The sequence below is a fragment of the Methanoregula sp. genome (assembly GCA_041645435.1).
Classification (GTDB): Archaea; Halobacteriota; Methanomicrobia; order Methanomicrobiales; family Methanospirillaceae; genus Methanoregula.
The window spans coordinates 158258-171873 of the sequence record JBAZQB010000005.1; the positions used below are offsets into that span (position 1 = coordinate 158258).

Sequence of the window (13616 nt, forward strand, 5' to 3'; positions counted from 1 at the left end):
ACCTCACAGCACCTTCTGAAGGAATGATTCGCAGCTGATTCCATGGAGATCGAGCCCGAGGTCCTGTGGACTCATTCCCTGTGCCAGGCCGAGGAGTTCAGCGAAGTGAAGAACGGGCAGGTTGTAGCTGACACCGAACTTTTCCTGAATCTCAATCTGACCACGGTCGAACTGGAGCTGACAGAACGGGCAGATATCCGTGAGGGCATCTACCTTCTCCTCTTGTAAATTGATCAGCTTCTCGTTGGTGATATCGAGTGCATGGACGATATCGTAACCACGGACACCGCCACCGGCCCCGCAGCACTGCATCTTGTTGCGGTATTCAACCGGAGTTGCACCGAGTGCAGCAACCAGTTCTTCCATCCATACGGGATGCTCGGTGTTTAACATGACTTCTTTTTCAAACTCCCGGTCCTTGTGGGGTTTGACGAGGTGGCAGCCGTAGTGGACAGCGATGCGGGCACCGGTCAGCGGGTTTGTGACACTGTCGCGGACCTTGTCAACACCGATGAACTTATCGTTGTAGAGGAGTTCGGCGGTGTGGTAGACGTTGATAGTACCTTTGTACTCCATATCTACTTCCTTGAGCACCTCATTGACGGCATCGCGGAGGTCCTTGTTGTGCTTGAGCTTGTGGTTGACTTCCCAGATCGACTTGTAGCATCCGTTGCAGACGAGTGCAATGTCCATCTTCATCTGCTCGGCAAGGACGAGGTTCCGTGCCGCCATTGCATAGAACACATTGAGATCAATGGATCCGAATGCGCCCGGTGCAGGACAGCAGCTTGCGCCCTTGAGAGGAACAAGTTCAACGCCGAGTTTTTTCATTGCCTTGATAGAGGCGGATTCGACACCGGGATACCGGTTGGGGGCAATGCATCCAAGATAGAATGCAAACTTGTGTTTTGCGCCTGATTCTGACATGTCTTATCCCTCCCTCTCCTTGATGATACGGTCGGCATTGGCCTTGAGCTTGTAGTGGTCAAGGATCTTCCTGATCGCGGGTAAATACTCCGGATACGAGTGGGTGGTCGGCGGATCGCGGGACAGGCCGATCTTCTCGCGGGCTGCACGGTTGACATCGTTGTTTGGCACACCGTGACCTGATGCATAGATTGCCGTAACGGTCTTTAAGAAGTTGACCGGGACGATATCCCTCTTAAATGCGAGGTTCCTCATGGCCATGATGACATCGGTGGGGATGATATCCCTTGGACACCGGTCTGAACAGCTGTAACAGGTAGTGCAGAGCCAGAGATCCGGATCGACTAATGATTCATTCTCAAGCCCGAGCACCGCTCTCCTCATAAACTTGCGGATGCGGTAAGAACTCCGGGGAGCCGAAGGGCAGGAGCCGGTACAGGTTCCGCACTGGTAGCACATATGGGCATTCGTGCGTGAGATGGCTTTCACGTTCTTGGTGAATTCAGGGTTTGAGTCCTCAAGATAAAGTCTCGTGTCCTGAAGTTTCTTATCCAGCGCTGCTGGGTAACCTTTTGTTCGTTCCATGGAACTCACGCCTTCTCCATCTGTTTGAGGTTAACCTGTCCTGTTATGTCCTCTTTCACCTTCGAGGTTCTCTTGGTGAAGAGTTTCTCTTTGATCTTCTTGAACAGGTCAGTCTCCGTGCCTTTCACGCGGACACCGGTCCTCTGCAGGACAATGATATCCTCACCGGGGCAGGCATTAACGCATGCACCGCACAGGATACAATAATCCTTGTTGACTGCAATGGTCTTTTCAATGCTGTTGAGTTTCATCTCTGCAGCGGGAATTGTCGAAGGGAGATATATCGCATTTGCCGGGCAGATATCTGCGCACGTTGAGCAGCCACCAGGGCATTTCTCTGCGTGGAATTCGATATCACCTTCAAAAATCTTCTCAACGGTGATAGCCTCTGTCGGGCAGTTCTTTGAGCACCACGTACAGGTGCAGCAGTTGTCCTTGATAATATCAACTTTGCCGACAACCTTGTCAGAAACAATTTCGCGCTCAACAGTAATGCACTCCTCAGGGCATGCTTCAACACACACTTTACATGCATCACATTTTGTTTCGTCCCAGATCACATCGCCTTCGACTTTTCCGGTCTCTGCGGTGAACTCCTTGTGTTTCACCACGATTGCCGGGCATAATGCCCCGCACAGGCCACAGAGCGAGCATTTCTCTTTATCAACGGTAAATGTCGTCTTGGTCTTGATTGCAGTCTGGCGGTCTTTTGCGCCAGCAGCCGGTCCTTTGTAGGTTCCTTCAAAAGCAGGGACGTTGCGGTCAATGGCGTCACGCGGGCAGACCTCTTCGCAGATCGTGCACTTGACGCATTTCTCGTCATCAATCTCCGCCTTCATATCATATTGCGGGAACCCTTCCTTCTCAAGGATCGGGAGTCTCTCCTGTCCATCCACTTTTAAGGTCAATGCGTTGAACGGGCACATTATTACGCAGACGCCGCAGTAGGAACACTTGGTCTCGTCGACATCAATGGGAGCAGCGTAATTGATCGCGCCACGTCTTGATGCACCGACAAGCCCGAGGACAATAGCTTCCTCAGGACAAGCCTCCACACATATACCGCATCCCGTGCAGGTCTCTGCATTGAGAATAAGGTTGTTCACGTTCTGAAGGAGTTTCTGCTCCATTACAACGTTGACCCCATCCCTTTTCTTGGAAAATTTGGGAAACAGATTGTTCATGAATTAACCCTCATGCAATACCATTATAGTACGTTTGCCCGTGCTTTTGGATTCCCAGGATCCTGTCACCTTAATAACATCGTGCGGGCATGCCTTGACACAAACACCGTCACCGGTGCAGAGTTCATCCCTGAAGTCAGGAACAATGGACTTCCCGTCCCTGACTTTGAAGATCGTATCATATATTGATGGATCCACGGAATGAAGCTCCAATGCGTCGACGGGGCACGCGACAACACAATTGTTATAGCCAGTACAATTTACCCTGTTAATATGCACTGCAAATGCCATTTTTTTTTACGCACCAGCTATGATCGATTTTAAAAATCGACTATCCAAAAGTGGTCGAAGAATGTAGATAAATGTTCTGAAATTTACCCGAAAAAAAGAGGAATTTATTCAGGATTTTAAATTCTAATCTCTGAACTCTTTATTAAGATTAACAGAATGTTGTGTACTTAATTGTCTATATTATGTGCGCTCTTTTTGCAGGAATTAATTTAGAAAATTTATTCAACACCCATCATACTACCATTGTGGTACCGGAGGTTATCATATGGAAATCAACGGAGTTACCATTGACAACGAATTTGCAGAGGCATTCCCGACATGGGTCTGCCGGGTGATCATTACAGCAGTCACCACGGAATGGGCAAGGAAAGCAGCAACCGAGGCAACCGGATTTGCGACATCCGCGATCGGGTGCCCGTGCGAAGCAGGGATCGAGCAGGAACTTGACGGTTCACAGACCCCTGACGGCCGCCCGGGTGTCTCAATCCTGATCTGTGCAGGTAAGAAGAAGATCAAGGAGCAGGTTGTTGAGCGCCTCGCTGAGTGCGTACTTACTGCACCAACGACCGCAGTCTTCAACGGAATTACCAACTCTGAAGAGAAGATCCAGGTAAAACTCCACTTCTTCGGTGACGGTTATGAGTACCAGAAAGAGGTTGGCGGCAGGAAATGCTGGGTCATTCCGATCATGGAAGGAGAATATATCGGCGAAGAAGAGTTCGGCATTGTCAAGGGTGTTGCGGGAGGCAACTTCTTTGTAATGGCGGAGAACCAGATGGCAGCCCTCATGGGTGCACAGGCAGCGGTGGATGCAATCGCCAAGGTTCCGGGCACCATCACGAGTTTCCCGGGGGGCGTCGTTGCCAGCGGCTCAAAGGTTGGCAGCCTGAAATACAAGTTCATGCCCGCCTCGACCAATGAGAAGTACTGCCCGACACTCCGGGAAAAAGTCCCCGACTCAAAGGTCCCTGCCGGGATCAAGGGTGTTTATGAGATTGTCATTGACGGTATTGATGAGAAGTCCGTTGCAGCAGCCATGGCAGCTGGTGTCAAAGCCGCAGCCCTGGTACCTGGTGTGAAGTTCATCACGGCCGGAAACTTTGGCGGCACGCTCGGACCCTATAAGATCGAGCTCCACAAAATTCTCTAATTTTTTTTACCATTCAGGACATTACTGTGATTTTTACATCACGTATCGAACGCTATAAATACTGTTATTGCCGATTCTCTTGTTAACGAAAATTTCGGCTACAACCAGATACTCTGAATCCTGACGGGATATGAGTACTCTCTCAGTACTCTTTGTTCAGAAAACCTGTGAAGCCTGACAATCTTTACAAAAAATGCAATTCATGTACGATGCAAAGTTCCTGCATCTACCGGCAGCGTTGAGGAAGGTCCTGATGAAAAATATTGCAGAACCCTATGTAATCCACTACCCGCAGATCGTAGCGGTGGCTGATGAGACCGGCGGCCGGGTGGAACTGATCGAGTTTTTTGACTGCGTTGGTGGCGCGATGTGGTCGAAACACCACTATGCCCAGAGCCCGGTGGTTGAGGATGTCCGCTGTGTGGGGTCAACCATGCGGTATCTCTTAAAACCGCAAACAGTGAATCTTGCGCTGGAAGGCTCCCGGTTCCCGGCGGGTATTTCTGCATGTACCGTAGAGAAGTCGGAGATTGCCGTCACGTATATCGGCATGGGCGGAGGTGGTGTGGGTGCTGCAGCCTGCCGCTCGGATGCACGCGGAGTCCTGCGGAGCCGGAGCGATCCCGCTGGCGGGGGAAAAGTCGCCGGTGCCACGATCTGGATGCCCCGGATGCAGCGGGTGCTCATCGGTGTGGATGACACTGATACCCCGGAAGAAGGAGCCACGTGGACCCTTGTCCACAATATTGCAAAAGCTGTGGAAGATGAGCATTCTGTTTATCTTTCACACACGATCGTCCAGCTCTTCCCGGTGCCGTACCGGACCAAAAACTGTGTGGGGCTTGTTGCCGAGTTTGCCACAACGGATCCTGACGGGCTTACCGAACGGTTTCATACGCTTTTGAGGAAGTATACCCTCTCCCAAAAGACCGGTATGGCTGTGTATTCCGGCTTTTCTCCCTCAGAGGAATTGCTCGCATACGGCCGGAGCGTGAAACGTGGCGAGGTTGAACCGTGGCTTCTTGAACGGCTGACGGACAAGAACTTAAAGATCATTATGAACGGGAGGGGCATCACCGGGGCAGTTGCGGCTATCCCGTTCTTCACCCAATACAAAGAGGCGCTGGAACTATGGAGTGGACCGACCTAAAAGCCCGTCTCCTATCCGCTGGTTCAGCGCGTATTTCCGGTGAACCTGCGGAACAGTATATCGCCCGTTCAGCCGCAGGCCCGGGTGCCGGCGGGAATGGCGCAGTCTTCTTTGCCATGGGCAGCCACCGGGTCAAACTGGCCTTAAACCCACTCAGTGCCATCGAGATCGCCCACCGGGGCAATGGTGTTGCAGATCTCTACTTTGAGGGAGCACTTATACCCGGCCGGCTCCTTGAGCCGGGATGCCACTGTCCCGACCAGGCATTCATCACGGTGACCGGCAGCTGCATATTCCATTGCCGCTACTGTCCTGTACCAACGCTGGGCGGCAAACGAAAAACGATTGACGAGATCACGGGGATGGTCGAATCCGTCCGGCACCGGATTTCTGCAATCTCCGTTACGAGCGGCGTGCTTGACACAATCGAAGAAGAAGAGTCCTATGTGCTTGAAGTGATAAAGCACCTCAGGATCTATGCTCTCCCCATCGGGGTTTCGATTTATCCCACCGACAAGACACCCGACCGGCTCAAGGCACTTGGCGTAACCGAAGTGAAGTTCAATATCGAGGCGGCAACCCCGACCATTTTTGCAAAACAGTGCCCGGGACTTGATTATGAAAGGCTCTGGCGGGTGCTCGACCGCTCCGTGGCACTCTTCGGGAAAGGCAGGGTCTTTTCCAATGTGATTATTGGTCTTGGTGAGACAGACGGCGAGATGGAAGCCTGCATCAAACGGCTGACTTCACATGGGATAATTCCCGTGCTGCGCCCGCTCAACCCGGTAGCTGAACTCGCCGGTACTCCCCGCCCGACTGCGGAACGGTTAAAGAAGATTTTCGCTATCCATAACCGGGAACTTTCCAAAGCGGGACTTGACCCGAAAGAGGCGCTTACGATGTGTTCGAACTGCGCAGGCTGCGACCTTGTACCGGGGAGGGACTAGATGAAAGGCATTGAGGTGATCGCAGAAGCCCTGCTTGCGTGTACCGACCGGCAGTATACGGTACCGGGATTTCCCGTTACGGATCTGGGTGCCAAAACCCGTGCCGAGATGGTGATCAATGAGAAAACGGCACTCGAATATGCGCTGGGCGATTCGCTCGAAGGGCGACGGGCTGCGGTAATCATCAAGAATGTCGGTGTAAATGCCTGTGCCGATCCCCTGTTGCAGGCAGCCGCACAGGGTCTCATCGGGGGCGTGCTGCTCGTGGCCGGGGACGACCCGGAAGCACTGGGTTCCCAGACCGCACAGGACTCCCGGTATTATGGCGAGCTGGCAGAACTTCCCGTGATCGAACCCGATGCTGCCACCTGCTATAGCGGTGTCGAGGCAGCGCTTCAGGCATCCGAGCAGTTCTCCCGGGTCGCTATGCTCCGGCTGACGCCCGGCATATTTGATGCGGAAGTGAAATACGCGCCGGTTCCCCGGAACCCCGGAAAAGGGCGGCTCTCCGACCGATCCTGGACCATGAACGGGAGAGTAACTGCGGCCGAAGAACTGTACCGGACCATGTTTGACTGGTCGAACGGTTCGGCATTAAATCAGTGGAAGGGAGAACCTGCCGGTGTTGGTGCAGCCCCGGGAAATACCCGGATTGTCACCGTACACCCCCTGCCGGGACAGGCCGTGCAGGTAAAGGAAGTGCACGAGATCGGGCGGAGTTTTGTACGGGATCACCGGGGACTGCAACCGCCGGTCCACCAGGAACTCCCGGAGGTAATGCAGAACCGGGGATATTACCGGACGTTCTGTAAAGACTGCCCGTTCAAGTCCATGATGAACATCCTCAAAGTGCGGAACATGAAAATGATCTGCGATGCGGGCTGTTCAATTCTGGGAATGACTCCCCCGTACGAACTGGGTGTGGCAAGTTACGGCATGGGATCGAGTATCGCGGTAGCCGCACGGAGCACAAAAGTTGCCCTGATCGGTGACTATGCGATGCTTCATTCAGGCCTGAATGCCCTGATCGATGTGTACGAGAAGCGGCTCCCGCTGCTCTGTATCGTGATGAACAACAACTGCACGGCTATGACGGGCAAACAGCCGTCCTATGATCCGGTCCCCTACCTTATGTGGGCCGATCCGGTGATCTGCCAGGCCGATGACGATGAGATGCTTAAGAACGAGCTCGTGGTGACGGACACGCCCCGGACACTCGTTATAGAAGGTACCTGTCCGGAGGGAAGCAGCCATGAAACCGTTAAATATTGAGATCTGTGATGTGACATTGCGGGACGGGGAGCAGACCCCCGGGGTATCGTTCTCCTGCGAAGAGAAAGTAAAGATTGCGACCCTGCTGGACGAGATAGGCATAGAGGTGATCGAGGCAGGGTTCCCGGCTGTTTCCCCGAATGAGAAACAGTGCGTGAAGACAATTGCAAACCTGGGACTCGATGCACGGATCTGCGGTTTCTCCCGGGCCCGCGAGGAGGATATCCGGACCGCGATCGACTGTGATGTCGACATGGTGAGCATCTTCATCCCCACGTCCGAACTCCACGTCCGGCTCAAGTTCAAAAAAACCCGCAACGAGGTACTTGAAGACTCGTTAAAGATGATCGATTTTGCCCGCGATCATGGCGTGCAGGTCAGGTTCGCTGCCGAGGATGCGTCCCGGACTGATCTTCCCTTCTTAAAAGAAGTCTACCGGAGTGCGGCAGAACACGGTGCAGTCCTCCTCAGTTTTGCCGATACGGTCGGCTGTCTCATTCCCTCCGAGATGCACCGGATCATGGCCGAGCTCGTTGCGTCGGTTGATCGGCCGTTCTGCGCCCACTGCCACAACGACATGGGCTGTGCGGTGGCAAATACCATCACCGCTGCCGAAGCGGGAGCCTTCCAGCTCCATACTACCGTGAACGGGATCGGGGAGCGGGCAGGAAATGCTTCCCTTGAGGAACTGCTCGTCGCCCTGCGGATGAAGAAAGGTATTGAACGGTACGACCTGTCCCGGTTGACCGAACTTTCGCATACGGTTGAAAAATTTTCAGGAATCACACTCCCCCGGAACAAACCCGTGACGGGTGAACTTGCATTCTCCCACGAGAGCGGCATCCACATTGCTGCAATACTCCAGGACCCTGCCAGCTACGAATACTTCACGCCCGATATGGTAGGCGGCGAGCGGCATTTTATTCTCGGCAAGCACACGGGCAAAAAAGCACTCGAACACGTCATGGCCTCGCTCGGCTGCGCATGCACGGACAAGCAGGTCTGCCGCGTCCTTGACCTGGTCAAGGATCATTCCGAACACAAATGCAATATTACTCCGGACATCCTGAGGAAACTGATCAAAAAAGCACAGCAGGAGAATGGATAATGGCAACGTTGTCTGAGAGGATCCTGGGGGGACAGGCAGGAGAATATGTGGACCGGAAGGTGGACCGTGCCTATGTTCACGATGGCACGGGGGTCCTCACGCTCGAGGCATGGAAACGTATCGGCAGTGACCAGCTGACGGATACAACCCGGCTCTCCATGCTCTTTGATCACATCGTACCGGCTAACAACAGCACAACGGCAACGCTCCAGCATGAGCTGCGTGAATTCGCCCGCGGTTCATTCATGCACTTCTCCGATGTGGGATGCGGGATCTGCCACCAGATCATGAGCGAGGGTGTTGTGCTTCCTGGGGAGGTTGTTGTCGGTGCGGATTCGCACAGCTGCACACTGGGCGCATTCGGGGCATTTTCAACCGGTGTCGGTGCAACGGATATGGCGGCAATCTGGCTGACCGGGGAGACCTGGTTCCGCGTGCCGGAGACGATCGGAATACACCTGTCAGGAACGTTTTCCGGTGCTGCGGAAGCTAAAGATCTTGCCCTGACCTGTGTGAGCCGGCTGGGTATGGACGGTGCTACCTATAAGGCACTGGAATTTATCGGAAACGGAGTTGCCGGGCTCTCCATGGATGAACGGCTCGTGCTGAGTAACCTTTCGGTAGAGACCGGGGCAAAGACCGGTATGTTCTATGCTGATGATGTGACGGTGCAGTATCTTGCCCGGGCCGGTCAGACCGTAAAACAGCAGGTGCCGGAGACCTGCACTTATGTCCAGGAACTCTCCATTGACCTGTCGGAGATTGTCCCGCTCGTAGCAGTTCCGCACCGGGTTGATACCGTCAGACCCGTGCAGGAGATCGCCGGTCTCCCGATCGATCAGGTCTTTGTCGGCACCTGCACGAACGGACGGTATTCCGATCTTGCACGGTTCGCCCGGACGGTCAAAGGAAAGAGTGTGGCCGTGCGGACGATTGTCGTCCCGGCCTCCAAAGCGGTGCTGGCAGAAGCGATCAGGACTGGCGTGCTTGCCGATCTCGTGGATGCCGGTTGCACGATCGGAACCCCCGGTTGCGGCCCCTGCCTCGGTTCGCATATGGGTGTGCTGGGAGAAGGGGAAGTCTGTCTTTCAACGGCAAACCGGAATTTCAGGAACCGGATGGGTGTCGGAGGCCTGATCTACCTCGGCTCGGTTGCCACGGCAGCAGCCAGTGCACTTGAAGGCGAAATTACCGAACCGGAGGTGTGCTGATGCAGGGTAAAGGGCGTGCAGTCTGCGTGGGGCCGGATCTCGATACAGACCTGGTGATCGCCGGGCGTTACCTGCGGACAAAGGATCACCGTATCTGGGTTGAGCACGTGTTTGAGGACCTTGATCCCTCGCTCGCCCCCCTGCTTAACGAATCGGTGATTGTGGCAGGAAAGAATTTCGGCTGCGGCTCATCGCGGGAGCAGGCGGCGATTGCGATCCGGGAAGCGGGAGTTGCTGCGGTGGTGGCGCCATCCTTTGCACGGATCTTCTTCCGGAACGCTATCAACGTCGGGCTCCCGCTCATCGAATGTAACTTCACCTGCATGGAAGGATGTCTTGTGACGTTTGATCTATCCGAGGGATGGGTTGAAGCGGAGGGAAAGAAACATTCCATCCACCCGCTTTCATCCCGCATGCAGGCGATTCTCTCTGCGGGGGGACTGGTGGAGTACTGGAGGAACCAGCGGTGATATTTCCCGAGCAGTGCAAGCAGGTGGGGTACGCAACAACGAAACCCTGCGGGGATCTCGTGTATTTCCTGAGCCGCTGGCTAGTGCGGGATACCGGTGCGGGCTACGAACTGCTCGAAATCATTCCCGATCCCTCCGGAAGCGGCATGATGCGTAAATTCGTATCCTCAAAGGTGATTGCAACTGTAAAAGAAACCTACCGCTACCCGGAGAAGGTGCAGATCAATGACCGGGCACGGCTGGTCGAGGTGGCGCTGGATACGGGATACCGGTGCACCATCTTCACCGGGCTTGACGAGCATATGACCTTTGTGCTCGATCCCGATCTATCGGGATTTCTTAAGATCCATGTTTACGATGTGACACCACCCCGCCCAAGTCTTTCAGCCTGTCTCCGGGAGCTCCAGGCTGCGGGACTCTTCGGGGAACTTGATGTTATGTTTTGCCATCATACCCGGGACATCTCGCAAGTGAAAGCAGATGTCTACCCCTGCCGTGCAGCGGGGTACACTAAAACACTCGATGCCGATTCGATGCAGGGTGGCGAGACGGTGGCCGGCTGCCTGACCGGTTCACAGTTCTACACCGAGTGTTATGGCAAGGACTTCAGGCTGGAGAATATCTGCCCCCTGGAGTCCGCGCGGGAAGAACCATTCATCGCCCGCTGCTGCCGCTCCGAGCGCGAAGGGATTGGCATGTGGAAAGGGAAATTCGGGGCTGTTGTGCACTGGGGTGCAAGCCCGTCCCGCATCGCCCATGCGGTGGAAGAACTAGCTAACCAGTGGAGGACAAGATGAAGCGGATTGCCATTGTGGAAGGGGACGGGATCGGCCACGAGGTGATTCCGGTTGCCCAAAAAGCGCTCGAACTGCTCCATCCGGAGTTCGATTATTTCACGGTGGACGTAGGATATGGCATGTGGGAGCGGACAGGCTGCCCGTGTGCTGACAAGGAGATCCGGGAACTCAAAGGAGCAGATGCGATCCTGTTCGGGGCGATCACTACCCCTCCGATGAAGGATTACCAGAGCGTGGTGTTGCGGATAAGAAAGGCACTCGATCTGTATGCAAACCTTCGTCCCGTAAAAGACGGCGGTTTTGATATCATGATCGTGCGAGAGAATACCGAGGGGCTCTATTCCGGTATCGAAGAGAGCAGCGTGGACCGTGCGACTACCCTGCGTGTTGTTACCCGGACAGGGACGGAACGGATTGTCCGTATGGCAATTACACTTGCCCGGCAGCGGCGGAAACTGCTGACGATCGGTCACAAGGCCAACGTGCTCAAGTCCGATGTACTCTTCCGCGACATCTGCATTGCCGAGGCAAAGGAAGCCGGGATTTCTTACAATGACAAGTTTATCGATGCCCTCTCGCTCGATGTGCTCCAGCACCCGGCATCCTACGATGTCGTGGTCACGACCAACATCTTCGGGGATATCCTGTCGGATGTCGCCTCGTACCTTGTCGGGGGGCTGGGACTGGTGCCGAGCGCAAATATCGGCGAGCATTATGCCCTTTTCGAGCCGGTGCATGGCAGCGCCCCGGATATTGCCGGCAAGAACCTCGCCAATCCCATTGCTGCCCTGCGGAGTGCGGGGATGCTCCTGACCTATATCGGGGATGCAGAGGGAGAGAATCATATTGAATCGGCGATACGGGCTGTGCTTGCACAGGGTATAAAGACCCGGGATCTCGGCGGTTCAGCGGGAACGAAGGAATTTGGGGAGGCGGTGCTCCGCATGCTGGAGCAGACAGGCAGGGGTGCCTGATGTTTGCACAAAAACAGGGTTCCGGGTATATACCGGTTACTGAGGGAATCGCCAGAAAAACGCTGGTCCACGGCAAAAATACCCTTATGACCGAATTCGTACTGAAAAAGGATGCAGTTCTCCCCGCTCACCAGCACCCGCAGGAACAGACCGGGTACCTGGTTTCCGGTCATATGTTCCTCACGATCGGAGACACGGTGCAGGAGGTGCGGCCCGGTGACAGCTGGATGATTCCGGGGAATGTGGAGCACCGGGCAAGGATAGTTGCTGATTCGGTAGCAGTCGAGGTATTCTCTCCGGTCAGGGATGACTACCTGCCGGGATAGCGGTTTATTATGGTTAGAATTTCTTGCATTGTAAAAAAACCTTTTTTCACGTAATATATTGCCCCCCTCTTCGCGCCACCTGTCCCCCGCTGGGGGACGGGCGCAGTGCGATAGCCCGAGAAGGTTACAGGTAATACGTTGTCCTCGCAATGGGGGAGTGCCCCAGTGGCGGGGGCAAAGCCCCCGGGAGTTATTCATGGCCCTTTGGGCTACAGGTGGCCATGGATATGACTTATCCATAGTAGCGTCAGAGTTTTCTCAATGTTTCTCATGAAAATCAGATTATTTGGAAAAAATGGAGATGTATCCTTTCTACAACTGCGATGAACCCCGCCGCACCAAAAAGGGACGCCCCCGCGGTGGTTTTGATGAATAATCTGTTGAAACCTCATTGCCCCTCCGTGCCTAAAGAGAGGTCCTGAGGCGGGGAAGAATCATAAAACGATTTTCATGGTTTGGGTGTGAACTTAATCGTTCATGCCCGTTTCTACAGAGCAGAATTTCTCTATCTACTTCTTTTCCAGCCGCTCATTCCGGAACCGGATCAGCGCATCGCAGAACTCACCCAGGTACTTCTCCATCGAGAGGCTGCCTTCCTGGAATGAGCAGTCCCCTTCCTCAATTACCTTGTTGATAATGTCCCGGGTGGGAAGGAGCAGGTCTATTGGCACTCCGGCCTTTTCTGATCCCCGGATCAGTGCTTCCCTAAAGAGCCCGATACTGTAACCAATGCGATATTTGTACACATTCCGGGTCTTATCGAGATAGCCGGCAACCCGTTCGGTCTCTATGCGGAGAAAATCGTCCTTTACCTTGTCGTCATTGCATTTCCCGAGCATGTACTTGTAATGGGCATATGGGTACATGGTCTCAAGTTCGGCAGGCACAATCCCGCAGGTCCCGAAGATCACGATATGGTACTGCGATGGTTCCAGCACCTGCGAGATGATCATCCGGATCAACTGGTGGCTCGGGCTCGCACTGTAGGGTTTCCGCACCGCACAGGGCATGAAGATCGCAATATCTTTCGGTGCCACCTCGTATTCGTCGATGATATAACGGTATGACTTCTCAAACTCAGGAAGATAAAAGGGGGGATCCGTAAGGAGGGGATGTTCGTCCTTATCCGGTATCTTCAGGTCTTCCTGGTTTCCCATAGCTGTTCCCTACCAGATCGGTTTTAAGAATACAAGAATCAAGCGCCCGGTCGTAACAGGTATTGAT

15 protein-coding genes are annotated in these 13616 nt (G+C 54.2%); 10 read left to right on the forward strand and 5 right to left on the reverse strand.

Translation table 11 applies throughout. The annotated features are described in order from the left end of the window. Positions 1–3: 3 nt before the first annotated feature. The 4 genes from hdrB to WC593_11785 are packed head-to-tail and all read right to left on the reverse strand — an operon-like array spanning position 4 to position 2987. Positions 4–927, reverse strand: a complete 924-nt coding sequence (gene hdrB, locus WC593_11770; GenBank protein MFA4825818.1) for a CoB--CoM heterodisulfide reductase subunit B — start codon at positions 925–927, stop codon at positions 4–6. A 3-nt stretch (positions 928–930) separates the two neighbouring features. After that, positions 931–1512, reverse strand: a complete 582-nt coding sequence (gene hdrC / locus WC593_11775; protein ID MFA4825819.1) for a CoB--CoM heterodisulfide reductase subunit C — start codon at positions 1510–1512, stop codon at positions 931–933. 5 nt (positions 1513–1517) lie between these two features. Further along, positions 1518–2696, reverse strand: a complete 1179-nt coding sequence (locus WC593_11780; protein MFA4825820.1) for a 4Fe-4S binding protein — start codon at positions 2694–2696, stop codon at positions 1518–1520. Positions 2697–2699: 3 nt separating this feature from the next. After that, entirely contained in the window at positions 2700–2987 is a 288-nt protein-coding gene (locus tag WC593_11785; GenBank protein MFA4825821.1) for a 4Fe-4S dicluster domain-containing protein, read from the reverse strand. A gap of 265 nt (positions 2988–3252) precedes the next feature. Here WC593_11785 and fhcD point away from each other — a divergent pair, with 265 nt between their 5' ends. The 10 genes from fhcD (at position 3253) to WC593_11835 (ending at position 12392) form a co-directional block, all read left to right on the forward strand. Next, positions 3253–4137 carry a formylmethanofuran--tetrahydromethanopterin N-formyltransferase gene (fhcD, locus tag WC593_11790; protein ID MFA4825822.1) on the forward strand — a complete coding sequence of 295 codons (885 nt, stop codon included), beginning with the start codon at positions 3253–3255 and terminating at the stop codon, positions 4135–4137. Positions 4138–4390: 253 nt separating this feature from the next. Beyond that, the gene (gene mmp11 / locus WC593_11795) at positions 4391–5287 is read left to right on the forward strand and encodes a methanogenesis marker protein 11 (protein MFA4825823.1); all 897 of its coding nucleotides are present in this window, start codon (positions 4391–4393) and stop codon (positions 5285–5287) included. Beyond that, complete coding sequence (locus tag WC593_11800) at positions 5269–6234, forward strand: radical SAM protein (protein ID MFA4825824.1); 966 nt, start codon at positions 5269–5271, stop codon at positions 6232–6234. The genes mmp11 and WC593_11800 overlap by 19 nt, the downstream gene beginning before the upstream one ends. After that, entirely contained in the window at positions 6235–7506 is a 1272-nt protein-coding gene (locus WC593_11805; GenBank protein ID MFA4825825.1) for a thiamine pyrophosphate-dependent enzyme, read from the forward strand. Then, positions 7487–8614 (forward strand): homocitrate synthase family protein, encoded by a 1128-nt coding sequence (locus WC593_11810; GenBank protein MFA4825826.1) that lies wholly within the window; start codon positions 7487–7489, stop codon positions 8612–8614. The genes WC593_11805 and WC593_11810 overlap by 20 nt, the downstream gene beginning before the upstream one ends. Further along, complete coding sequence (locus tag WC593_11815; GenBank protein MFA4825827.1) at positions 8614–9825, forward strand: aconitase/3-isopropylmalate dehydratase large subunit family protein; 1212 nt, start codon at positions 8614–8616, stop codon at positions 9823–9825. The genes WC593_11810 and WC593_11815 overlap by 1 nt, the downstream gene beginning before the upstream one ends. Then, positions 9825–10295, forward strand: a complete 471-nt coding sequence (locus WC593_11820; protein ID MFA4825828.1) for a 3-isopropylmalate dehydratase — start codon at positions 9825–9827, stop codon at positions 10293–10295. Before WC593_11815 ends, WC593_11820 begins: the two co-directional genes overlap by 1 nt. Next, positions 10292–11092 carry a hypothetical protein gene (locus tag WC593_11825; GenBank protein MFA4825829.1) on the forward strand — a complete coding sequence of 267 codons (801 nt, stop codon included), beginning with the start codon at positions 10292–10294 and terminating at the stop codon, positions 11090–11092. The genes WC593_11820 and WC593_11825 overlap by 4 nt, the downstream gene beginning before the upstream one ends. Then, positions 11089–12066: an isocitrate/isopropylmalate dehydrogenase family protein gene (locus WC593_11830; GenBank protein ID MFA4825830.1), complete on the forward strand. Its 978-nt coding sequence runs from the start codon at positions 11089–11091 to the stop codon at positions 12064–12066. Before WC593_11825 ends, WC593_11830 begins: the two co-directional genes overlap by 4 nt. Then, positions 12066–12392, forward strand: coding sequence for a cupin domain-containing protein (locus WC593_11835; GenBank protein ID MFA4825831.1), 327 nt, complete (start codon positions 12066–12068; stop codon positions 12390–12392). Before WC593_11830 ends, WC593_11835 begins: the two co-directional genes overlap by 1 nt. Positions 12393–12901: 509 nt before the next feature. Here the strand turns inward: WC593_11835 and WC593_11840 are convergent. Beyond that, positions 12902–13549 carry a DUF5591 domain-containing protein gene (locus WC593_11840; protein ID MFA4825832.1) on the reverse strand — a complete coding sequence of 216 codons (648 nt, stop codon included), beginning with the start codon at positions 13547–13549 and terminating at the stop codon, positions 12902–12904. Positions 13550–13616: the final 67 nt, after the last annotated feature.

Coding starts and splice junctions, on each gene's coding strand:
- WC593_11840 (MFA4825832.1), bottom strand. CDS start 13,549: ATGGGAAACCAGGAAGACCTGAAGATACCGGATAAGGACGAACATCCC.
- WC593_11785 (MFA4825821.1), bottom strand. CDS start 2,987: ATGGCATTTGCAGTGCATATTAACAGGGTAAATTGTACTGGCTATAAC.
- WC593_11830 (MFA4825830.1), top strand. CDS start 11,089: ATGAAGCGGATTGCCATTGTGGAAGGGGACGGGATCGGCCACGAGGTG.
- hdrC (MFA4825819.1), bottom strand. CDS start 1,512: ATGGAACGAACAAAAGGTTACCCAGCAGCGCTGGATAAGAAACTTCAG.
- WC593_11810 (MFA4825826.1), top strand. CDS start 7,487: ATGAAACCGTTAAATATTGAGATCTGTGATGTGACATTGCGGGACGGG.
- WC593_11780 (MFA4825820.1), bottom strand. CDS start 2,696: ATGAACAATCTGTTTCCCAAATTTTCCAAGAAAAGGGATGGGGTCAAC.
- fhcD (MFA4825822.1), top strand. CDS start 3,253: ATGGAAATCAACGGAGTTACCATTGACAACGAATTTGCAGAGGCATTC.
- WC593_11835 (MFA4825831.1), top strand. CDS start 12,066: ATGTTTGCACAAAAACAGGGTTCCGGGTATATACCGGTTACTGAGGGA.
- WC593_11815 (MFA4825827.1), top strand. CDS start 8,614: ATGGCAACGTTGTCTGAGAGGATCCTGGGGGGACAGGCAGGAGAATAT.
- WC593_11805 (MFA4825825.1), top strand. CDS start 6,235: ATGAAAGGCATTGAGGTGATCGCAGAAGCCCTGCTTGCGTGTACCGAC.
- WC593_11820 (MFA4825828.1), top strand. CDS start 9,825: ATGCAGGGTAAAGGGCGTGCAGTCTGCGTGGGGCCGGATCTCGATACA.
- hdrB (MFA4825818.1), bottom strand. CDS start 927: ATGTCAGAATCAGGCGCAAAACACAAGTTTGCATTCTATCTTGGATGC.
- WC593_11800 (MFA4825824.1), top strand. CDS start 5,269: ATGGAGTGGACCGACCTAAAAGCCCGTCTCCTATCCGCTGGTTCAGCG.
- mmp11 (MFA4825823.1), top strand. CDS start 4,391: ATGAAAAATATTGCAGAACCCTATGTAATCCACTACCCGCAGATCGTA.